Origin of the sequence: Streptomyces sp. NPDC058701, assembly GCF_042715295.1 — a bacterium.
Taxonomy (GTDB): Bacteria; Actinomycetota; Actinomycetes; order Streptomycetales; family Streptomycetaceae; genus Streptomyces.
The window spans coordinates 36,011-56,236 of the sequence record NZ_JBHXSY010000032.1; the positions used below are offsets into that span (position 1 = coordinate 36,011).

Sequence of the window (20,226 nt, forward strand, 5' to 3'; positions counted from 1 at the left end):
CAGGCCGAGGGTAGTCGGAGGTCCGTTGACATACACACACGGTCACAGCATGCTGAGCAAGCGCTTATTCATTGAGCGTGGTACGTCCGTCGTCTGTGAGAGGCAGGATCAGGGCATGGCCGAGCCGAGGGTCTTCACGTCCGCCGAGGAACTGCGTGCCGGAACGGGCGAACCGCTCGGTCCCAGCGAGTGGCTGGAGGTCGACCAGAAGCGCATCGACCTCTTCGCGGACGCGACCGGCGACCACCAGTGGATCCACGTGGACCCGGAGCGCGCCGCGACGGGCCCCTTCGGCTCCACCATCGCGCACGGCTACCTGACGCTGTCGCTGCTGCCGAGCCTGGTACCGCAGGTGATGCGGGTCGAGGGCATGAAAATGGGCATCAACTACGGCACGAACAAGGTGCGCTTCCCCGCCCCGGTGCCCGTCGGATCGCGACTGCGCGCCACCGCCGTGGTCACGGAGGTCGTGGACGCGGGCGGCGGGGTGCAGGTCACGGCCACCGTGACGGTCGAACGCGAGGGCGGCGACAAGCCGGTGTGCGTGGCCGAGTCGGTGTCGCGCTACTACTTCTGAGGCGCGGGCGCCCGCGCGCCCACCATGCGGAGCACGAGGTCGGCGTACAGCGCGCCGACCTCGTCGGGCGTGCGCTGCCCGGCCGCGCTGAACCAGCGGGCGACGTCGATGCACAGGGACAGCACGGCCAGGGTGGTGCCCGGCACGTCGGGCACGTCGAACTCGCCCGCCGCGACCCCGTCGGCCAGGATGCGGCGCACGGCGGCGTCGCTCCGGCGGCGCAGCGCCACGATGTCGGAGCGGTGCTCCGGGGCCAGGGCGTCGAGCTCGTACTGGACCACGCGCGCGGTCATGTGGTGTGCGGCGTGCCAGCGCACGAAGGACCGTACGGCGGCGTCGAGCCGCTCGGCGGCGCTGCCGGGGCCTTCGGACGCGGTCGTGAGGATGTGCAGGGCCTTGTCGTGGCCGATCCGGCTGATCCGGTGGAGGAGCTCCTCCTTGGTCTTGTAGTGGATGTAGAGCGCGGCCGGGCTCATGCCGGCCCGGCCGGCGATGTCACGTGTGGTGGTGGCGTGGTACCCGCGCTCGGCGAAGGCCTCGACGGCGGCCACGAGCAGCCGCCGCGCGGCCTCGGGGGTGACCTCCGACCACGGCTGGTAGCCGCCGGCCGTCTCCTCCACGCTGTCCATCGCCCGCTCACCCTCTTCACCCGTTGGGAAGGGACACCCTACCGGAGGGTGAGCAAGCGCTTAGCCCGGTCCACGCGGACCGGCGCCTCCGGCCCGGTCGTGGCTCGTCCCCGACGGGTCCCCGGGCCCGCTACTTCGGCGCGAAGGGGTCGTATTCCGCCATCATCTTCTCCATCCGGGCCTGGTCCACCCGGCTGACGATCTTGGTGACCTCCTGGCGGTCACGGATCACCTTGGCGAGGGTGAAGGCCGAGGTGGTGAGGTACAGGACCGCGATGCCGAGGAAGGCCCGGACCCAGCCGTCCACCTCCAGGTTGTAGATCCCCACGGACACGGCGCCCATGGCGATGCCGAAGGAGGCAACGGCCTGGCCGTAGTACGCCCCCGTGTTCTGCTGCTTGACCGGTGTCTCGCTCATGGGTCGAGCATCGGGCCGCCCGGCCGCGGACACATCCGCACGCGTACTCAGGCGCGTACTCATCTCGGAACCGGACGGAGCGGCCTCAGAACGCCGAAACCCCGGTGCGGGCACGGCCGATGAGGAGCTTCTGGATCTGGCTGGTGCCCTCGTACAGGGTCATCACGCGGGCGTCCCGCAGCAGTTTGCCGGCCGGGTACTCGTCGATGTAGCCGTACCCGCCGTGCACCTGGAGGGCGTTGCCCGCGGCGCGCACGGCCGCCTCGGAGGCGAAGAGCTTGGCGGTGGAGGACTCGGTGGCGAACGGCTGCCCGCGGTCGATGAGGTCCGCGACCCGCCAGGTCAGCAGCCGGGCCGCGTCCACGTCGACCGAGATGTCGGCGATCAGCTCCTGGACCAGCTGGTGGTGGGCGATCGGCCTGCCGAACTGCTCGCGCTCGGCGGCGTACGCGACAGCCGCCTCCAGAGCCGCCTGCGCGATGCCCACACAGCCGGCGGCGACCGACATCCGCCCCTTGGCCAGCGCGGACATGGCGACCGAGAAGCCCTTGCCCTCGGGGCCGAGCAGAGTGGAGGCCGGTACGCGGACCCCGTCGAAGACGAGTTCGGCGGTGGCCTGGCCGCGCAGGCCGAGCTTGCCGTGGATCGCGCGGCGGGTGAGGCCCGGGGTGTCGGTGGGGACCAGGAAGGCCGAGATGCCGCGGTGGCCGGGCTCGTCGCCGGTACGCGCGAAGACCAGCACCACGTCGGCCCAGGTGCCGTTGGTGATGAACATCTTGGTGCCGCTGACCAGGTACGAGTCGCCCTCGCGCACGGCGCGGGCGGTGAGGTTGCCCGCGTCGGATCCGACGCCGGGCTCGGTCAGGGCGAAGCAGCCGAGCGCGTCGCCGGAACACAGCCGGGGCAGCCACGCACGCTTCTGCTCCTCGGTGCCCCAGGCGGCGACGGTCTTCGCGACCAGGCCGAGGGAGACGGACACGATGCCGCGCACGGCGGAGTCGCCGCGGCCGAGCTCCTCGGTCACCAGCACGTAGGCGAGGTGGTCGCCGCCGGAGCCGCCGTACTCCTCGGGGACGGTCAGGCCGAGGAAGCCGAGCGCGCCCAGCTTCTTCACGATCGCCCGGTCGACGCTCTCGGCGCGGTCCCACTCGGCCGCGTACGGGACGACCTCGCGGTCGGTGAACTCGCGGGCGAGCCGGCGTACGGCGGTCTGCTCCTCGCTCAGCTCAAGGTTCACCGGGCACCTCCGGGGTCGTCGTGGCGGGCTCCCGGGGCCAGTTAACTAGCACCGGTAGTTTATGGCGGGCAGGCCCTACTATGTGGCGCATGGCCAGACCGCGCAAGCCCCTGCTGAGCAGAACCCGCATCGTCGAGGCGGCGGGCGCACTGGTGGACGCGGAGGGACTGGACGCGGTGTCGACGAGGCGGCTGGCGGCCGCGCTCGGAGTCAGCGGGCCCTCGCTGTACAACCACTTCCGGACGAAGGACGAGATCCTGGAAGCGGTGGCGGACGCGGTGAGCGCGCGGGTCGACCTGTCGATGTTCGAGGCTCCCGCGTACGGCGCCGAGGGCGGCCGGGACTGGCGCGGGGCCCTGCACGCCTGGGCGCACTCGTACCGGGACGCGCTGTCCGACCATCCGAACATCGTGCCGGTGCTGGCCCGGGGACCGGGGCGCCGTCCCGCGGCCCTGCGGGTGGCGGACGCGGTGTTCGGCGCGATGACGGAGGCCGGGTGGCCCCCCGCGCAGGCGACCCGGATCGGCGCGCTGATGCGGTACTTCATCCTGGGCTCGGCGGTGGCGTCCTTCGCCCGGGGTTTCGTGGACGACGAGGCGGCGTACGATCCGGCGGACTACCCGCACCTGGGGCAGGCGCACCTGCTGGCCGAGCGGCAGCGCGAGGTGGACCAGGGCGCTTTCGAGACGGGCCTGACGGCGCTGCTGGACGGGCTGGCACTGCAGTACGAGGCGGCGCGCGGAACGGCGTGAGGCGCAGAACGGTGTGAGGCGCGCGGAACGGCCCCGGCCGTACGCCGCCCCCGCCGGGGTTGCGTACGGCAGGGGCCGCGTACGGCAGGGGCCGCGTGCGGCAGGGTCAGAAGATGACCAGGGAGCGGCCGCCCTTGCCCGCCAGCATGGCGTCGAAGGCGGCCGGGATGCCGTCGAGGGTGATGCGGTCGGTGACCAGGGAGCCGAGGTCGAGACGGCCTTCGCGGACGTGTTCGGCGATCACCGGGAGGTCGCGGGCCGGGTCGCTGTTGCCGTAGACGCAACCGGTCAGGGTGCGGGCGAAGTGGAAGATCTCCAGCGCGTGGAAGGTGACCTGCTGTTCCTTCCCGCCGATGCCGACGACCGTGGTGCGTCCACCGCGCCGGGTGGACTCCCAGGCCCCGCGGATGGTTTCCGCCCGGCCGACGCACTCGACGGCGACGTCCACGCCGTGTCCGCCGGTGAGTGCGCGGATCTGCTTGGCCGTCGTGTCGGAGGCGAGGACGAAGTCCGTGGCGCCGGCCGCGCGGGCCAGCTCCTCCTTGGCCGGGGACACGTCGACGGCCACGATCGGGCCCGCCTGGGCGATCCGGGCGGCCTGGAGCGCGGCCAGACCGACGCCGCCGACGCCGAAGACGGCGACGGACTCCCCGGGGAAGACCTGGGCGCTGTGGTGGACGGCGCCGTAGCCGGTGAGGACGGCGCAGCCGAGCAGGGCGGCCTCGGCGAGCGGGATCCCGGCGGGCGCGGGCAGCACGCAGTTCGCCGCGACGACGGTCTCCTCGGCGAACGCGGCGACGTTCAGGCCCGGGTGCAGCTCGGCGCCCTGCGCGTCGTGCGCGTAGACGGCGCCGACCCCGGAGAGGGCCTTGGCGCAGAGCCAGACCTCGCCGATGGTGCAGTGGTGGCACTCCCCGCAGGACGGGGCCCAGTTGAGCACCACGCCGTCGCCGGGGGCGACGTGGGTGACGCCCTCCCCGACCGCGAGGACCGTGCCCGCGCCCTCGTGTCCGAGGACGGCGGGGACGGGGACCCGCATGGTGCCGTTGGTGAGGGAGAGGTCGGAGTGGCAGACGCCGGCGGCGGTGAGCCGGACCCGGACCTGGCCGGGTCCGGGTTCGGGCAGCACGATCTCCCGTATCTCCAGCGGGGCTCCGACGGCGGGCAGGATGGCGGCGCGGACCATGGTCGTCGTCTCCGTGTTCAGAACTGCAGGGACTTGGTCTGGAGGTACTCGGCCAGGCCGTGCGGGCCCAGCTCGCGGCCCACGCCCGACTGCTTGTAGCCGCCGAAGGGCGCGAGCACGTTGAAGCGGCCGCCGTTGATGTCCACCTGGCCGGTGTCCATGCGGCGGGCGAAGGCCACGGCCGTGGCCTCGTCGGCGGCCCAGACGGCGCCGCCCAGGCCGTAGACGGTGCCGTTGGCGATGGCCAGGGCCTCCTCCTCGTCCTCGTAGGCGAGGATCGAGAGGACGGGGCCGAAGATCTCCTCCTGGGCGATGGTCATGTCGGGCGTGACGTCGGCGAACACGGTCGGGGCGACGAAGTACCCGTGCTCCCGGGGCGCGTTGGGGCCGCCGGCGACGAGGCGGGCGCCCTCCTCGATGCCCTGGGCGATGTATCCGCGCACGCGGTCGCGCTGCTTGGCGTTGACGACGGGGCCCAGGCGGGTGCCCGGGTCGCGGGGGTCGCCGGTGGGGTACTTGGCGACGGCGGCGGCCGCGAGGGCGACGGCCTCCTCGTACTGGTCCCGGTGGACGAGCATGCGGGTGAGCGCGTTGCAGCTCTGGCCGGTGTTGTTCATGACGTGGCCGACGCCCGTCGCGACGGCCTTGGCCAGGTCGGCCCCGGGCAGGATGACATTGGCCGATTTTCCGCCCAGTTCGAGGGCGACCCGCTTGACGGCGGCGCCGGCCGTGGCGCCGATCTTCCGGCCGACGGCGGTCGAGCCGGTGAAGGAGACGAGGTCGACGCCCTCGTGCGCGGCCAGGGCCTGACCGGCGACCGGACCGGTACCGGTCACCAGGTTGAAGACTCCGGCCGGGATGCCCGCCTCGTGCACGGCTTCGGCGAAGAGCTGTGCGGTCAGCGGGGTGTCCTCGGCCGGCTTGAGGACGAGGGTGCAGCCGGCGGCGAGAGCGGGCGCCACCTTGGCAACGACCTGGTGCAGCGGGTAGTTCCAGGGCGTGATGGCTCCGACCACGCCGACCGGCTCCAGCAGGACGGTGGAGGTCCCGATCCGCTCCTCGAAGGCGTACGAGGCGGCGAGCTCCGCGTACGAGGAGGCCACGGCGATCGGCGATCCGACGTGCACCGCCTCCGAGAACCCACTCGGGGAGCCGAGCTCGGCGGTGATGGTCTCGGCTATCTCCTTCTTCCGCGCGGCCAGCACGTCGCGGAGGGCGCCGATGAGGGCGCCCCGCTCGGCGGGCGGGGTGGCCGCCCAGGCCGGGAAGGCGGCGCGGGCCGCGCGTACGGCCGCGTCCACGTCCTCGGCGGTACCGGCCGGGACCCCGGCGATGACCTGCTCGTCCGCGGGGTTGACGACCTCGATCCGCTCGCGTCCGGCGGCGGGCCGCCATTCCCCGCCGATGTACATCCCGTCGTGGGCCTTCATGGCTGTTCCTCCCGAAACACGCACGAGCACGTGGACCTGACCTCGCGGACAGCCTACAAACTAGCGCCGGTAGTTTTCGGTGCGCCAGGGGTGTCCGGGATCAGATGATGCCGAAAAGCATCCCTGCCGCCAGGACGACCAGGGAGGTCAAAGCGGCCCATTTGACGGTGAATCGGGTGTGGTCGCCGAACTCGACCTTGGCCATCCCGACGAGGACGTACACGGCCGGAACCAGCGGGCTGGACATGTGCAGGGCCTGGCCGACGAGGGACGCACGGGCGATTTCGAGCGGGGAGACGCCGTGGGCGGCGCCCGCCTCGGCCAGGACGGGCAGGACGCCGAAGTAGAAGCCGTCGTTGGACATGAAGTAGGTGAGCGGCAGGCTCAGCAGGCCGGTGACCAGGGCCATGTGCGGGCCCATGCCCTCGGGGATGGCGCCGACGAGCCAGTCGGCCATCCCCTTGACCATGCCGGTGCCGGTGAGGACGCCGGTGAAGACGGCGGCGGCGAAGACCATGCCGGCGACGTTCAGGACGTTGTCGGCGTGGGCGGCGATGCGGGCCTTCTGATCCGGCATGTGCGGGAAGTTGACGGTGAGGGCGAGCGCGGCGCCGAGCAGGAACAGCACCGGGATGGGCAGCAGCTCCATGATCATCGAGGTGAGCAGGGCGACGGTGAGGCCGGCGTTGAACCAGTACAGGCGGGGCCGCAGGGTGGGGCGGTCCGGGTCGAGGCCCTGGAAGCCGTCGGCGGGGCCGCCGGCGGCGTCCGGGGCCGGGGCGGGGGCCGGGGCGGGGGCCGGGGCCGGGGCGGGGGCCGGGGCCGGGGCGGGGGCCGGGGCGGGGGCGGGGGCCGGGGCGGGGGCCGGGGCGGGGGTGCGGGCGGCATCGGCGGGTGCGGGGGCGGGGTCGCCCGCGTCGGCGGCGCCGGCCGAGGGGGTGGTCCCGGCCGCCCCCGTGGACCCGGCCGGGCCGGACGGCTTCGCCGCGCGCGTCGCGGTGACCGGGCCCGCCGCCGCGCCGGCCGGTACGAGGCGCTCCGACTCCGCGTCCAGGGGCTCCCGCCCGCCGGGCAGTGTCAGGGTGCCGACCCGGCGGCGTTCCTTCAGCCCGAGGACGTAGGCGAGGACGAACACGAAGAGCAGCCCGGCCGCGAGGGCCGGGATCATCGGCACGAAGACGTCGCCGGCGTCGAGCTTCAGGGCGGTGGCGGCACGGGCCGTGGGGCCGCCCCAGGGCAGGGTGTTCATGACGCCGTTGGCGGTGGCCGCGACGCCGGTCATGACGACGAGGCTCATCCCCAACCGCTTGTACAGCGGGTACATCGCCGACACGGTGATCATGAAGGTGGTGGAGCCGTCGCCGTCCAGCGAGACGATCGCGGCGAGGACGGCGGTGCCGACCACGACCCGCATCGGATCCGCCTTGCAGAAGCGCAGGATGCCCCGCACGATCGGGTCGAAGAGGCCGACGTCGATCATCACGCCGAAGTAGACGATGGCGAACATCAGCATGGCGGCGGTCGGCGCGAGCTTGCCGACGCCGTCGATCACGTAGTCGCCGAGCTGCGCGCCCTGTCCGGCGAACACGCAGAAGAGCGCGGGGATGAGGACGAGCGCCGCGATGGGCGACATTTTCTTCATCATGATCAGGACCAGGAAGGTCGCGATCATGGCGAAGCCGAGGAAGGTCAGCATGCTGGGAACGTAGGTGCCGTCTCCTTGCGCCAACAAGACGTCCGCGTGTGAGCAATACGAGCAAAACCCCTGCTCAGGGCAGGGGCGCCAGCTCAACCGGGAAGCCGTTGAGCACCGCCGTGCCGGACAGCGGGTCGAGCCGGCTGCCGTCGAGGAGCTGGTTGACGTTGACGCCGGGCTCCTCGGCGGCCACCGAGAGCCGGGTCCCGGCGCGGTCGTGACCCCACCCGTGCGGGAGGCTCACGACGCCGGTGCGGACGGTGTCGGTGACCTCGACGGGCACCTCCAGGCTGCCGCCGTCGGCGGTGATCCGGGCCCGGGCCCCGTCGGTGAGTCCGAGCCGGTCGGCATCCTGCGGATGGACGTGCAGGGTGCAGCGGTTGGAACCTCCGGCGAGGGCCGGGACGTTGTGCAACCAGCTGTTGTTGGACCGCAGGTGGCGGCGGCCCACGAGCACCAGGGACGCGGGGCGGTCGGCGAGCGCCGCGCGGAGCCTGGGCAGCTCGGCCGCGATCGGGTCCGGCAGCAGCTCGATCCTGCCGCTGCGCGTCTTCAGCAGGCCCGGGAGCCGGGGCCGCAGCGGTCCCAGGTCGATGCCGTGCGGGCTCTGTCGGAGGTCGTCGAGGGTGAGTCCGTACGGGCCGAGGCGCAGCATCAGGTCGAGCCGCCGCTCGGGGCCGGTCCGGCCGGACAGCAGCCGGGCCTGCTCGTCGGGGTCGCGGCCGTGCAGCGGTGAGTACGGGTCGGCGACGGCCCGCGCGAGGGTGTCGGCGATGACGCGCTCGTCGACGGCCTCCGGCGGGGCGCCGTGCAGCCCCGAGACGGCGAGGACGAGCCGCGCGTGGATCTCGCACTCGTCGAGCCGCCCCTCCTCCAGCTCGACGGCGGCGGGCGAGTAGCGCGCCTGGTTGCGCACGGCGAATCCGTTGAAGGCGAAGTCGAAGTGCGCGCTCTGTGCGGGCGGCGGCGGGGGCAGCACGACGTGGGCGTGGCGCGAGGTCTCGTTCAGGTACGGATCGACGGAGATCATGAAGTCGAGCCCGGCCAGTGCGCGGTCGAGCCGGTTGCCGTCGGGTGCGGACAGGACGGGGTTGGCGGCGATGGCGAGCAGCACCCTGATCCGCCCGTCGCCCGGCGTCTCGATCTCCTCCGCGAGGGCGGCGAGGGGCAGCTCGCCCTTGGCCTCGGGGTGGCCGCTGACCCGGCTCGCCCAGCGGCCGAGGGCGAACCCCTTGCCGGGGCCGGCCGGACGGGGCGCGCCGGCCGTGGCGGCGAGCGGGAAGAGGGCTCCGCCCGGCCGGTCGAGGTTGCCGGTGAGGATGTTCAGGACGTCGACGAGCCAGCTGGCCAGGGTGCCGTACTCGACGGTGGAGCTGCCGATGCGCCCGTAGACGGCGGCCGTGGGCGCGGCGGCGAGTTCGCGGGCGAGGGTGCGGATCTCGTCGGCCGGGAGGTCACAGGCGGGTGCGACGGCCTCAGGAGTGAAACTCCCGAGCGCGGCGGCGAGTTCCCCGATCCCCTCGGTGATGTCCTCCAGTGCGGCGCCGGGCGCGGCGAGCTTCTCGGTGAGGAGGGTGTGCGCGAGGGCCGCGAGCAGCAGGGCGTCGCTGCCGGGTCGGGGGGCGAGGTGGCGGTCGGCCAGCCGGGCGGTGCGGGTACGGCGCGGGTCGACGACGACCAGGGTGCCGCCGCGGGCGCGCAGGGCCTTGAGGCGGCCGGGGAAGTCGGGAGCGGTGCACAGGGAGCCGTTGGACTCGACCGGGTTGGCGCCCAGGACCAGCAGGAAGTCCGTGTGGTCGAGGTCGGGCACCGGAATGGCGAACGGGTCGCCGAAGAGCAGTCCGCTGGAGACGTGCTTGGGCATCTGGTCGACGGTGCTGGCGGTGAACAGGTTGCGGGTGCCCAGGGCCTTGAGGAGGAGCGGCGGGTAGAGGGCGCCCGCCATGGTGTGGACGTTGGGGTTGCCGAGGACGACCCCGGCCGACTGGGCTCCGTACTCCCCCACCAGGGCGGGGACGGCGGCGGCGATCGTTTCGTACGCCTCCTCCCACGTGGCGTCCCGGAGCCGGCCGTCGCGGCGGACGAGGGGGCCGCGCAGCCGGTCCGGGTCCGCGTCGAGCTGCCCGAAGGCGGCGCCCTTCGGGCAGATGAAGCCGCGGCTGAAGACGTCCTCGCGGTCACCGCGGGCGCCGGTGACGGCGGCGCCGTCGAGGGTGAGGGTGAGGCCGCAGGTGGCTTCACAGAGGGGGCAGATGCGCAGGGCGGTGCGGGGCATGGACCCTCCAGGGCGGCAGACTGCGGCACGGTCGCGGCCGGGCACGGTGGGCGCGGTCACGCGGGCGCTCCGAGCATACCGACCGGTAGGCACGGAGGGGAGGGGTCTGCCGGGGTCCGTCCGCGAGCGGCCTGGGCGGGCCGGCCGGTCCGCTGGCGGGCGGAGCCCGGGGCGGGCGGATCCGGGGGCAGGACGGCGCGGGTCAGGGCGACCGGCCGCGGCGCCGGGTGACGGCTACGGCGCGGGGTAACGGCTACGGCGCGGTGACGGCCGCGGCCGACGCACGGCGGGCCGGGAAGTCCGCGCGGCGGGTCAGCCCAGGACGCGCGCCAGGTAGGCGTGCATCATGGCGCGCGTCTCGGCCACGATGCCGGGGTCCCCGGCGGGATCGACGCGGAAGGCCAGCTGGATCAGCGCGTCCGTGGCCTCGACGGCGACGAGGACCGCCCGCTCCAGTGCCGCGTCGGGGGTGAGGCCCAGGTGCGCGCTGAGCAGCTCGGTCAGGCGGACGGCGACCAGGTGGTTGGGGTCGGCAGCCGGCCCGTCGGCGGGCGGGGCGGGTACGCCGAAGTCCACGAGCGCGAACCCGGGGACGCTGCGCTTCATGGCCAGGTACTCGTCGAGCACGGCGTCCACCACCGGCTGCCAGGGCGTGGATGGCAGGCCCGCGAGCCGGTGCGTGATGCCGTCGGCGTACCGGTCCAGGTTGCGGTGGGCGAGGGCGATGGCCAAGGCCCGCTTGTTGCCGAAGAAGCGGTAGACGGAGCCGATCGGCACGCCGGCGCGCAGAGCGACCGCGCGCGTACTGAGGTTGTCGTAACCGGTCTCGTCCAGGAGTTCGGCGCACGCGTCGAGGATCCGGGCGAGCCGGTCGGCGCTGCGCTGCTGCACGGGGGTGCGGCGCAGGGAGGGGGTGGGGGGCACGGGGTCCATCATGCCGCTCCTGGCGTCATCCGTTCGGCGGGGCCTCAGTTCAGCAGGAGACTCAGCCCCCCGATGGTGTACGTGATCATCAGCGCGAGCAGCGGCAGCTGGCCGGCCACCGCTTTCGCGGGAGGAAAGAGTCGCACGGACCGGTCGTGCGCCGCGACGACACCGAGGACGTGGCCGGCGACGACGGCGATCACCTGGAGGGCGGCGAGGCCGCCGGGATCCAAGGGGGACACGGGTTCCGGGGCGTTGTCAGTGCCGAGTGCCATGCTCACTGTGCGTGGTCCTTCGACTACCAGGAGGGAGAAGTAGTGGGCGATCAGATAGCCGAGGGCGATCGGTACGAGTGAGTGCGCGAAGGCGGTGAGGGGGCCGGGGTGCGGTCCGCTGACCAGGCGGGTGCCGGCGGCGCACAGGCAGTACAGGACGGCGACGAGGGCGACGGAACCGAGAAGTCCGAGGGTGGCCGTGGGGGTGCGGCCGAGGGGGGAGGTCTGCAGGACGTTGATCCACGAGGGGTTGTCGGAGAAACCGTCGTAGGCGGTGGATCCGAGGAGGACGCAGACGGTGGCGACGAGTCCGGGCCGCTCGGGCGTGGCGTCGAGTCCGTGGAAGGGGTTGCGGAGAACGAGGTGGCCGTCGCTGCGACGGCCGAGGGGGGAGAGACGGGCGAGGAGCGCGGAGTACACCTCGAAGGCGTCTCCGTCGTCGAACCAGCGCTCGCCGTGGCGGGCGGCGAGCAGCAGCTGGGCGGCGGCGTAGGCGGTGAGGGCGATCAGGAGGGTGGTGGTGGACGCGGGATCGGGAGCGGCGAGTTCGAGCCAGGTGAACCCGAACAGGCCTGCGGCGGCGGGCCATTGCCCCAACCGGGCGGGGAGGGGGCGGTCGGGGTGGGATCGGTCGGGGTGGGATCGGTCGGGGTCGGGGCGGCGGAAGGGGCGGACGGAGAGGCGGTGCAGGGTGCGGAGCGGGTTGAGCAGGCGCCAGACGGGGCCGAGGAGGAGGGAGGCGGGGACGAGTCCGACCCAGAAGAGGACGTAGACGGCGCCGGGAGCGGGATTGCGGGCGGGGTCGTCGGGGCCGAGGAGGAGGTGCAGCAGGACGGCCACCGCGGCGACGAGCCCGACTCCGCGCAGGACGGTACGGGTGGCCGGCGCGTCGGCCACCCCCTGGAAGGCGGCGGGCAGCGCGATCCCGGAGCGGTCGCCCCGGAAGCGGGAGGTGGACCAGAGCAGGCCGAGTGCGAGGAAGGAGACGAACAGGGCGGTGAAGGCGCCGGCGAAAGCGTAGAAGGGTGAGATCGGCAAGTCGTGCTGGGACCCGATCCCGTGCGCGAGCGCGGTGAACGGATCGGGAGCGGCCGGGCGAAGGACCACGCCCTGGCCGCCGCCTCCACCAGCGCCCGCGGCACCGGGACCGGCTCCCGGCCCGAGGGGGGTCACCACCGTTCCGCCCGGGCCCGGACGGAGCGGGGCGACACCTCGGCCACGGCCTTGGCGCGGGCGTCGGCGCCGGCCGGCGCCGGTAGCTGGGGCGGGGCGGGGTCCCGGCGCCGGTGCTGGCGCGGGCACGGGTTGCGGCGCTGGCACGGGTTGCGGTGCTGGCGCTGGCGCTGGTTGCGGCGCTGGTGCGGGGTCATCGGACGAGGAGCTGGGTCAGGACGAGGCCGGACGCGTGGGTCTCGACCTCGAAGAGGCCGGTGCGGTCGACCGTCAGGACCAGGCCGGCCTCTTGCCCCGCGGGCAGGGCGAGTTCCTTGTCGTAGCCGTGGACGTGCAGGGTGTCCGCCCGGTCGCTGGTGACGCGCAGGGCGACGCGTTCGCCTCGCTTGAGCTCGGTGCGCGCGGGTGCCGGGCTGACCTTGCCGTCGCGGACCGTGATGGTGACGGTGCGGTCCGCGGCCTGTCCGGTGGGCAGGCCCGGCGCGGGGGTGGGTGCGGGCGGCGACGCCGGCGGGGTGGCGCCGTGGCTGTGACCGCCGGGTCCGCCGTTGCCGGTGAGCGGGACGGTCGCCTCCACCGGCTTGCCGGACACCGCCCAGGCGGTGTGGTCGTCGGCGTACAGCCGGACGGTCAGGGTGTGCGCGCCCTCGGGGACCTGCGCGGCGGGCAGGTGGAACCAGGGGCCGTACAGCCGGGCCAGTTTGCGGCCGTCGAGCTCCAGATGGGCGTGGCCCGCGCCCCGGAGCGCGGCGCCGCCGGTGCTGTCGGGGGTGAAGGCGAAGTTGTCCACCGTCAGTTGAAGGTTCCAGCCGTCCTCGGAGTCCGGGCGGGCGGTGAGGCGGACCTTCGGCGCGCCCCCGGCCGGGACCTCGCGGAGCCGGTGGCCGGCGCCGTCGTCGGCGGTGAGCAGGGTGCCCGCGCTGCCGGAGGCCTCCTCGTGGCTGGTACCCGGCTTGTGGTGGGTGGTCGCCCTCCCTCCGCAGCCCGTTGCCGCTCCGCCGCCGAGGAGCAGGACGAGGGCGAGCAGGGCCGCGGTACGGGCGGCCCGGCGCCGCGCCCGGCCGCGCACCGGGCGGGGGGTGCGGGGTGCGTCGTACGACGGACCGGCGCCGGCGAACGGGCCGCCCGGCGCTCCCGCCGCGTTCACTGCCCACCCCCGGCGGTGAGCCGGATTGTGCGGCCGCGTCCCGGGGCGGAACCCCGCGCGCCCCGGGCGGTCTCGGACACGGTGCGGGTCATCGGGGGCCCTCCGTTCCCGGTCGGCCGCAATCGGGACCGGCGTCCGCGGCACCGGGGCCGGGCCCCGCCGGACCGGGGCCGGCGCCGTCCGGGGCAGGGGCGCGGCCGGCCGCTCCGGCGGCGGGCCCCGCCCCTGCCTCTCCCGCCCCAGCGGCTCCCGCGCCGGGGGCCCCCGCGCCGGGGGCTGCCAGGGCGCCGGACAGGGTGCCTCCCCGCTCCCCGGCTCCCACCTTGGCGGCTCCCGCCAGTGCGGCTCCCGCCCCGTCAGCGGCGCGGTCGCCCGCCCCAGCGGCTGCCCGGGTTCCCACCGGGGCGACCCCCGGCTCCCCGGCCCCCACCGGAGCGGCTTCCCCTGCGGCCCCCGGCTCCCGGGCGGCGGTCGCGCCCCCACCGCCACCCGCTCCCCCGGCGCCCTCCGGCTCCCCTGCCGGCGCCCGGGGGGCGGGGCGGGCCGAGGCGACGGCCGCCCAGAGCAGCCACACCAGGGCCACCAGGGCCCGTACCCAGGCGGGGCTCAGGGGGGTCCAGGGGATCATCAGGACCGCCTTGTCGAAGGCGTCGAGCAGCGTCAGGCCGGCCAGCAGCAGGGTCAGCCGGGCCAGCCAGGGACGGTCGGTGCGCAGCGCCAGGCCCGCGCCCGTCCACCACAGCCCGAGGAGGAGGAGCGCGAGGGCCGGCACGAAGGTGGCGACCAGCCCCGCGGTGGAGCCGGCCACGTCCAGCGCGAGCCCGGCCAGGCCGAGGAGCGAGGCGGCCGTGCCCAGCCGGGAGCCGCGCAGTCGGCGCCACCACAGCACCCCGCCGACGAGGAGCAGCACGCCCGCCACGGCCAGCGCGATCTGGGTCTCCACCCGCTCCAGGCCGCGCGCGCCGTACCAGTCGCAGCCGGCCGGCAGCTTGCGGGCCTGGACGCTGTAGTCGGCACAGACGAGGAGCTGGACCAGCTTCACCGGTTCGCCCACCAGCCGGGCCGAGGCGCCGGTGAGGTCGCCGCGGGCGGCTCCGCACTGCGGGACGGTGCCCGGCGTGGAGCCGTCGGGGCCGTCCTGCCAGCAGTTGCCGCGGCCCTGGCCGTCCCACCACACGTCCATACCGTTGGGCCGGGCGACGCCCGCCTTGTCCTTGCCCATCACGTTCCCGGCGTACCGGTTGTGGTGGGAGGTGTCCGTCTGCTTGGACCACGCCTCCTCGCCACGGATGAAGGCCGGGACGGCGCTGAGGAAGAAGCCGGCCCGCCGGTGCCCGTACACCCAGTTGCCCTCGTACAGGTTCCAGTTGCCGCCCGCGGTGATGATGCCGGTGCCCGGCGGCATGGAGATCTGGGGGCAGACGACGCCCTGCTCGTAGCCGCGCTCGGCCGGCGGCTTGGCGCAGGTGCCGTCGGCGACGTAACGGTAGTAGTCCTGGTTGTTGTCGTGGATCAGGTTCCGCTCGAACTTGGCGTGGTTCTGCGGGAGTCCGGGGTGTCCGGGGAAGGCGCTGTCCATGGAGGCGCCGCCCATGTTCTGGTCGAACTCGTTGTCGTGGACCCAGACCGAGTCGCCGGCGGTGCCGGAGTAGCCGACCATGTTGTGGTGGCTGCGGCAGCCGGTGATCTCGATGGAGTACCGGGGGACCTCGTAGCCGCGGCCGTCGTTGATGTCGGAGGCGCTGCCGGGGTAGATGCCGGAGTCGCCGTTGCCGTACGACTCGCAGTTCTTGTAGAGCCCGTGGTCGCTGGCGAAGGTCAGGAAGCCGTACTCGTCGTTCCAGCGGGTCAGGACGTCGTCGATGACGAAGCCGTCGCCCGCGAGGACGTACAGCGAGTTGAACGTGGTGCGCTGGGCGGTGAAGTTGCGGAAGTAGACGCCGTTGGACCGGTCGGCGCGGACGGCGTTCAGCTTCTGGTACTTGGCGTCGATGACGACGTCCAGCCGCGAGGCCCCCGTGCCCTCGATCTGGAGGTCCGTCTTGCCGAGGATGGCGACGAGGTTCTGGTTGTGCCGGCACTGGACCTGCTGCTCGTAGCTGAGGATCTGGTAGCCGAGCGAGGAGTCGGGGGCCTTCAGCGCGGCGCACTCGCCGGCCGGCTTCGGGAGGGAGGGCTCCTCCTCGTAGAGCCCGGGGAGGATCGCGATGTTCATCCCGGGCCGGTCGACGGCGTCCACGGCCTCCTGGAGGTGGCGGTAGCCGTTCTGCTCGCACCGCTCGTAGAGAGCGAGGTTGCGCTGGCGCAGCGCCTCGGGGAAGGCGGATATGCGGCGTTCGAAGGCCGTCCGGTCGGTCTTGCAGACCAGCAGGTCCGGCTCTGTCGCGCGGTACTCGGGCACCGACCCGGTGCCGTCGGGGAGGGCGACGGGCCGCTCCTCGTGGGCCCGGGCCGCGGGTGCGGCGGCGAAGAGGGACAGGAGGGCGAGGAGGGCGGCGAGGAGCGCCACCGGCACGGCAGGAAACCTGCGGGTCCACGACATGCGCGAGAGAGTAGAGCAATGTTCATCTTTTGGGATCCCCCCGCGCGGGAATCCGTTCCGTCCGCACGGGAATCCGTTCCCGCCCGCCCGGGAACCCGTTCCGCCCGGACCGGGCGGCGGTGCGCGGCCCCGGCACCCCACCCCGGCCGGAAGCCGCCGTTGACGTGCGGGCCGCGGAATCCTACTGTCAGCCATAGGATTCCTTCGAGGGAGCGGGAGCAGCACATGAGCGAGCAGTCGGGCAGCGAGCGGGCCGGCAAGACGGCGGAGGCGCTGGAGTACCTCGGCGGCTTCGGCAACGAGCACAGCTCGGAGGCCGTCCCCGGCGCCCTGCCGCTCGGCCGGAACTCGCCCCAGCGCGCCCCCCTGGGCCTCTACGCCGAGCAGCTCAGCGGCAGCGCCTTCACCGAGCCGCGCAGCCACAACCGCCGTTCCTGGCTCTACCGGATCCGCCCCTCGGCCGCGCACCCGTCCTTCACCCGGATCGACAACGGGGCCCTGCGCACCGGCCCCTTCACCGAGGCCCCCGCGGATCCCAACCGGCTGCGCTGGAACCCGCTGCCCGACCCGGCCCCCGGTACCGACTTCCTGGCCGGCCTGTGGACCCTCGGCGGAAACGGCGACGCAACCCAGCGCGCCGGCATGGCCATCCACCTCTACTCCGCCAACTCCTCCATGGTCGACCGGGTGTTCAGCGACTCCGACGGCGAGCTGCTGATCGTCCCGGAGCGCGGCGGGCTGCTCCTGCGGACCGAGTTCGGCCTGCTCGCCGCCCGGCCGGGTGAGATCGCGCTGATCCCCCGCGGCGTGCGCTTCCGCGTCGAGCTGCTCGACGCCGACGCCCGCGGGTACGTCTGCGAGAACTACGGGCAGCCCTTCGAGCTCCCCGACCTGGGCCCGATCGGCGCCAACGGACTCGCCGCCGCCCGCGACTTCCGGGCCCCGGTGGCCGCGTACGAGGAGCCCGGCCTGCTCGACCGCCCGACCGAGGTCGTCAACAAGTTCTGCGGCAACCTCTGGTCGGCGACCTACGACCACTCCCCGCTCGACGTCGTCGCCTGGCACGGCACGCACGTCCCCTACGTCTACGACCTGCGCCGGTTCAACGTCCTCGGCTCGATCAGCTACGACCACCCCGACCCGTCGATCTTCACCGTCCTGACCTCGCCCTCCGACACCCCCGGGCTGGCGGGCGTGGACTTCGTGGTCTTCGCTCCGCGCTGGCTCGTCGGCGAGGACACCTTCCGCCCGCCCTACTTCCACCGCAACGTGATGAGCGAGTACATGGGCCTGATCGACGGGGCCTACGACGCCAAGGCCGAGGGCTTCGTCCCCGGCGGCGGCTCGCTGCACAACATGATGTCCGCGCACGGCCCGGACCGGGAGACCTTCGACCGGGCGAGCGCCGCCGAGCTGAAGCCGCAGAAGATCGACGACGGCCTGGCGTTCATGTTCGAGACCCGCTGGCCGATCACCACCACCGCCCAGGCGGCCGGCGCGGACCACCTCCAGCGCGACTACGACGACGTCTGGCAGGGGCTGCAGCGCCACTTCCGCGCCTGACCCGTCCTGCGTACGCTCACCTGCGCCGCCGCACCCCGCGCCCAGCCGTACGGAGAACCACCCGTGACCGCCTTCGCCCCCGACTCACTGGTACTGAACCGGAAGCTTCCGCTCTGGTACCAGGTGTCCCAGTCGCTGCGCGCCTCGATACTCGGGCGCACCCCGGACGCCTCGCTGCGCCTGCCCACCGAGGAGCAGCTCGCCGGGCACTACGGGGTCAGCGTGCTGACCATGCGGCAGGCCCTGAAGGAGCTGGAGGGCGAGGGCCTGATCAGCCGGCACCGGCGGCGCGGCACCTTCATCGAGCCGGGGGCGCTGCGCGGCGCCCCCGTACGCCTGCTGGGCTCGGTCGACGCGATCGTGGCCCAGCAGTCGGGCGACCGTACGACGATCCTCGGCCACGGGCGCACGCCCGTGGCCGGGGAACTGCTGGAGCACTTCCCGGACACGGCGGAGGTGGTCACCTACCGCCGGCTGCGCCACGACCGCGAGAGCGGGGAGCCGACCAACTGGGCGGAGAACGCGGTCCTCCCCGAGTTCGCCGCCGCCGTGGAGACCGCCGACCTCGAACGGTGGCCGATGACGAAGGTCCTGCGGGACGTCGTGGGGGTGCGGATCAGCCGGATCATCGACACGATCGAGGCCCGGCTCGCGGACCCGGAGACGGCGGAGCTGCTGCGGGTCCCGCTGCTCAGCCCGATCCTGCACTACACGGGTGTGACGTACGACGAGGACGGCCGGGTCGTGGACGTGGCCCGCATCCGGTACCGCGGCGACCGCTTCTCCTTCACGGTGAGCGTGGACGCACACTGACCGGCGCGGCCCCGCGGCTACCGCTACGGCTCCCCAGCGGCGACGTGCTCAGCCCCGCGCGGCGTCGCCCTCCGCGGTCCGCTCGTCCTCGGCGGTCCGCTCGCCCTCCGCCTGGGACGGCGTGGTGCGCGTCGTCTGGGGGTGGTGGCGCTGTGCGCGCTGGGCCTCGTCCATGTCCTCGTCGAGGCGCTCGCCCTCGGCCTGCGACGGAGTCGAGTATTCGTCGTACTGACTCATGGCCGTGTCTCCTCGGTCGATACGGGACGTATGCCTACATAAGGAGCGTAACGCTTCGGCCTGGACGCAGCCCGGCCGCCGGGTGCCGTCGCTACCATCGGCGGCGTGAGCGACGACGTACCGCTGCTGGACGATCTGATGCCGTGGGCCGTGGGCGGCCTGCGCCTCGGCCGGGACTGGGTGGCCGCACCCGACCCGGCCGTCCTGCGCGCCCGCTGGGCCGCCCTGGCCGGCGCCGAAGGGGCCGACCGCGAGCGGCTGTTCCGCCCGAGCCGCAGCCGCACCCCGGCCGCCGGGGCCGCGGCCCTGCCCGGTCAGCGCTCGGCCACGACCCGGTTCGCCGACGGACCGGGCCCCTGCCCGGACCCCGTACGGGTGCTCCGCGCCCCCTTCGACGAGCAGTGGCTGCTGCCCGACCAGCGGCTGATCGACACCGCCCGCCCCGAGCTTTGGCGGGTGCTGGACGGGCACCAGCTGTTCCTGGTCGAGGGGCCCGAGCCGCTCGTCACCGCGCACCTGCCGGCCGGGCGGCCGCTCCGGACCCGGCCTCTGCACCGGCGTCCCGGTGGCTCCGAGCCGAACCTCGCGCCGGGCCTGCTGCCCCTGCTCGGCGGGCAGTACGGCGGCTGGGCCACCCCGGAGGACGTACTGTGCTGGATCCTCGCGGCGGGCCGCCCCGGACCGCGGGGGTACGAGGTGCCGCTCGCCGCCGCGCCCGAGCGCTGGCGGGCCGGGCTGGAGCTGGGGCACCGGCTCCTCGCCGTCCAGCTGCGCGGGGCGCGCGGGGGCGAGGCGCCCCGGCTGCCCGGCGGGCGGCGCCCGTACGTCCGCTCGGCGGTCGCCGGGTGGCCGCACGGGATCGCGTACGACACAGCGAGCGAGACGCTGAGCCTGGGCGGCGGGACCGTTTCGCCCGTCCCGCCCGGGGCCTGGGAGTACGAGGTGCAGGGCGTCCGGGTGCTGGAGTCGTGGTGCGCCGCCCGCACCGCGCACCGCGACCCCGCGGCCGACGGGCTGGAGGCGCTCGGGCCGGCCGAGTGGCCGCAGGACTGGACCTCGGAACTGCTCGCGCTGGTCACCACCCTGGCGCTGCTGGCCGATCTGGCGCCGGAGCGGGCCGCGTTCGAGCCGGGCCCCCTCCTGCCGGCGGCCCGGCTGCGCGCCGCGGGGGTCCTGCCGGTGCCCCGGTGGGCGCGGCGCCCGGCCTCGGTGCTGGACCACCAGGAGGAGGGCCCGGGCGGGCAGTTCGCCCTGCTGTAACCCGCGCGCGGCGCCCCGCCAGCGCCGGCCCGCGCGCCACCGCACCACCGCACCCCCGGGCCACCGGGCCACCGCATCCCCGAGCCCCCGCG

The 20,226-nt window shown here is 74.2% G+C and carries 17 protein-coding genes and 1 pseudogene; 5 read left to right on the forward strand and 13 right to left on the reverse strand.

What is annotated here, in order from left to right:
* Positions 1-115 precede the first annotated feature (115 nt).
* Positions 116-577, forward strand: a complete 462-nt coding sequence (locus ACFWW8_RS27800) for a MaoC family dehydratase (RefSeq protein ID WP_386532487.1) — start codon at positions 116-118, stop codon at positions 575-577.
* Here the strand turns inward: ACFWW8_RS27800 and ACFWW8_RS27805 are convergent.
* From ACFWW8_RS27805 to ACFWW8_RS27815, 3 genes are all read right to left on the reverse strand, one after another.
* Positions 568-1,206 carry a TetR/AcrR family transcriptional regulator gene (locus ACFWW8_RS27805; protein ID WP_386532490.1) on the reverse strand — a complete coding sequence of 213 codons (639 nt, stop codon included), beginning with the start codon at positions 1,204-1,206 and terminating at the stop codon, positions 568-570. The two genes, ACFWW8_RS27800 and ACFWW8_RS27805, sit on opposite strands and share 10 nt — an antisense overlap.
* Positions 1,207-1,336: 130 nt before the next feature.
* Positions 1,337-1,624, reverse strand: a complete 288-nt coding sequence (locus ACFWW8_RS27810) for a YiaA/YiaB family inner membrane protein (RefSeq protein WP_386532493.1) — start codon at positions 1,622-1,624, stop codon at positions 1,337-1,339.
* 85 nt (positions 1,625-1,709) lie between these two features.
* Positions 1,710-2,861 (reverse strand): acyl-CoA dehydrogenase family protein, encoded by a 1,152-nt coding sequence (locus tag ACFWW8_RS27815; protein WP_386532496.1) that lies wholly within the window; start codon positions 2,859-2,861, stop codon positions 1,710-1,712.
* A gap of 80 nt (positions 2,862-2,941) precedes the next feature.
* On the opposite strand from ACFWW8_RS27815, the gene ACFWW8_RS27820 reads away from it, so the two are divergent.
* Positions 2,942-3,613 carry a TetR/AcrR family transcriptional regulator gene (locus ACFWW8_RS27820; protein WP_386532499.1) on the forward strand — a complete coding sequence of 224 codons (672 nt, stop codon included), beginning with the start codon at positions 2,942-2,944 and terminating at the stop codon, positions 3,611-3,613.
* A 106-nt stretch (positions 3,614-3,719) separates the two neighbouring features.
* Here ACFWW8_RS27820 and ACFWW8_RS27825 read toward each other — a convergent pair whose 3' ends face one another.
* From ACFWW8_RS27825 to ACFWW8_RS27865, 9 genes and pseudogenes are all read right to left on the reverse strand, one after another.
* On the reverse strand, positions 3,720-4,799 hold the full coding sequence (locus ACFWW8_RS27825; protein WP_386532502.1) for a Zn-dependent alcohol dehydrogenase: 1,080 nt from the start codon (positions 4,797-4,799) through the stop codon (positions 3,720-3,722).
* A gap of 17 nt (positions 4,800-4,816) precedes the next feature.
* Positions 4,817-6,229, reverse strand: coding sequence for an aldehyde dehydrogenase family protein (locus ACFWW8_RS27830; protein WP_386532504.1), 1,413 nt, complete (start codon positions 6,227-6,229; stop codon positions 4,817-4,819).
* Positions 6,230-6,329: 100 nt separating this feature from the next.
* Entirely contained in the window at positions 6,330-7,925 is a 1,596-nt protein-coding gene (locus ACFWW8_RS27835) for a CitMHS family transporter (protein WP_386532507.1), read from the reverse strand.
* Positions 7,926-7,998: 73 nt separating this feature from the next.
* Positions 7,999-10,200, reverse strand: a complete 2,202-nt coding sequence (locus ACFWW8_RS27840; RefSeq protein ID WP_386532510.1) for a molybdopterin oxidoreductase family protein — start codon at positions 10,198-10,200, stop codon at positions 7,999-8,001.
* A 312-nt stretch (positions 10,201-10,512) separates the two neighbouring features.
* Entirely contained in the window at positions 10,513-11,133 is a 621-nt protein-coding gene (locus ACFWW8_RS27845; RefSeq protein WP_386532609.1) for a TetR family transcriptional regulator, read from the reverse strand.
* Between the two features lie 35 nt (positions 11,134-11,168).
* The gene (locus tag ACFWW8_RS27850) at positions 11,169-12,506 is read right to left on the reverse strand and encodes a hypothetical protein (RefSeq protein ID WP_386532513.1); all 1,338 of its coding nucleotides are present in this window, start codon (positions 12,504-12,506) and stop codon (positions 11,169-11,171) included.
* A 62-nt stretch (positions 12,507-12,568) separates the two neighbouring features.
* A complete protein-coding gene (locus ACFWW8_RS27855) occupies positions 12,569-12,769 on the reverse strand; it encodes a hypothetical protein (protein WP_386532516.1) in 201 nt (66 codons plus the stop codon).
* Positions 12,766-13,641 carry a hypothetical protein gene (locus ACFWW8_RS27860; protein ID WP_386532612.1) on the reverse strand — a complete coding sequence of 292 codons (876 nt, stop codon included), beginning with the start codon at positions 13,639-13,641 and terminating at the stop codon, positions 12,766-12,768. The genes ACFWW8_RS27855 and ACFWW8_RS27860 overlap by 4 nt, the downstream gene beginning before the upstream one ends.
* A 577-nt stretch (positions 13,642-14,218) precedes the next feature.
* Positions 14,219-16,261 (reverse strand): annotated as a pseudogene (locus ACFWW8_RS27865) (right-handed parallel beta-helix repeat-containing protein); the annotation flags it as partial.
* A 225-nt stretch (positions 16,262-16,486) separates the two neighbouring features.
* Here ACFWW8_RS27865 and hmgA point away from each other — a divergent pair.
* On the forward strand, positions 16,487-17,824 hold the full coding sequence (gene hmgA, locus ACFWW8_RS27870; RefSeq protein ID WP_386532518.1) for a homogentisate 1,2-dioxygenase: 1,338 nt from the start codon (positions 16,487-16,489) through the stop codon (positions 17,822-17,824).
* Positions 17,825-17,887: 63 nt separating this feature from the next.
* On the forward strand, positions 17,888-18,637 hold the full coding sequence (locus ACFWW8_RS27875) for a GntR family transcriptional regulator (protein ID WP_386532521.1): 750 nt from the start codon (positions 17,888-17,890) through the stop codon (positions 18,635-18,637).
* Positions 18,638-18,685: 48 nt separating this feature from the next.
* Here the strand turns inward: ACFWW8_RS27875 and ACFWW8_RS27880 are convergent, their stop codons facing one another.
* Positions 18,686-18,874 (reverse strand): hypothetical protein, encoded by a 189-nt coding sequence (locus ACFWW8_RS27880; RefSeq protein ID WP_386532523.1) that lies wholly within the window; start codon positions 18,872-18,874, stop codon positions 18,686-18,688.
* 96 nt (positions 18,875-18,970) lie between these two features.
* Between ACFWW8_RS27880 and ACFWW8_RS27885 the strand changes: the two genes are divergently transcribed.
* A complete protein-coding gene (locus ACFWW8_RS27885; protein ID WP_386532614.1) occupies positions 18,971-20,134 on the forward strand; it encodes a type ISP restriction/modification enzyme in 1,164 nt (387 codons plus the stop codon).
* The last annotated feature ends 92 nt before the right edge of the window (positions 20,135-20,226 follow it).

What these genes read in the sequence shown, in the direction of transcription:
- ACFWW8_RS27800 (WP_386532487.1), top strand. Translation starts at nt 116, where the DNA reads ATGGCCGAGCCGAGGGTCTTCACGTCCGCCGAGGAACTGCGTGCCGGA.
- ACFWW8_RS27805 (WP_386532490.1), bottom strand. Translation starts at nt 1,206, where the DNA reads ATGGACAGCGTGGAGGAGACGGCCGGCGGCTACCAGCCGTGGTCGGAG.
- ACFWW8_RS27810 (WP_386532493.1), bottom strand. Translation starts at nt 1,624, where the DNA reads ATGAGCGAGACACCGGTCAAGCAGCAGAACACGGGGGCGTACTACGGC.
- ACFWW8_RS27820 (WP_386532499.1), top strand. Translation starts at nt 2,942, where the DNA reads ATGTGGCGCATGGCCAGACCGCGCAAGCCCCTGCTGAGCAGAACCCGC.
- ACFWW8_RS27825 (WP_386532502.1), bottom strand. Translation starts at nt 4,799, where the DNA reads ATGGTCCGCGCCGCCATCCTGCCCGCCGTCGGAGCCCCGCTGGAGATA.
- ACFWW8_RS27830 (WP_386532504.1), bottom strand. Translation starts at nt 6,229, where the DNA reads ATGAAGGCCCACGACGGGATGTACATCGGCGGGGAATGGCGGCCCGCC.
- ACFWW8_RS27835 (WP_386532507.1), bottom strand. Translation starts at nt 7,925, where the DNA reads ATGCTGACCTTCCTCGGCTTCGCCATGATCGCGACCTTCCTGGTCCTG.
- ACFWW8_RS27840 (WP_386532510.1), bottom strand. Translation starts at nt 10,200, where the DNA reads ATGCCCCGCACCGCCCTGCGCATCTGCCCCCTCTGTGAAGCCACCTGC.
- ACFWW8_RS27845 (WP_386532609.1), bottom strand. Translation starts at nt 11,133, where the DNA reads ATGGACCCCGTGCCCCCCACCCCCTCCCTGCGCCGCACCCCCGTGCAG.
- ACFWW8_RS27855 (WP_386532516.1), bottom strand. Translation starts at nt 12,769, where the DNA reads ATGACCCCGCACCAGCGCCGCAACCAGCGCCAGCGCCAGCACCGCAAC.
- hmgA (WP_386532518.1), top strand. Translation starts at nt 16,487, where the DNA reads ATGAGCGAGCAGTCGGGCAGCGAGCGGGCCGGCAAGACGGCGGAGGCG.
- ACFWW8_RS27880 (WP_386532523.1), bottom strand. Translation starts at nt 18,874, where the DNA reads ATGAGTCAGTACGACGAATACTCGACTCCGTCGCAGGCCGAGGGCGAG.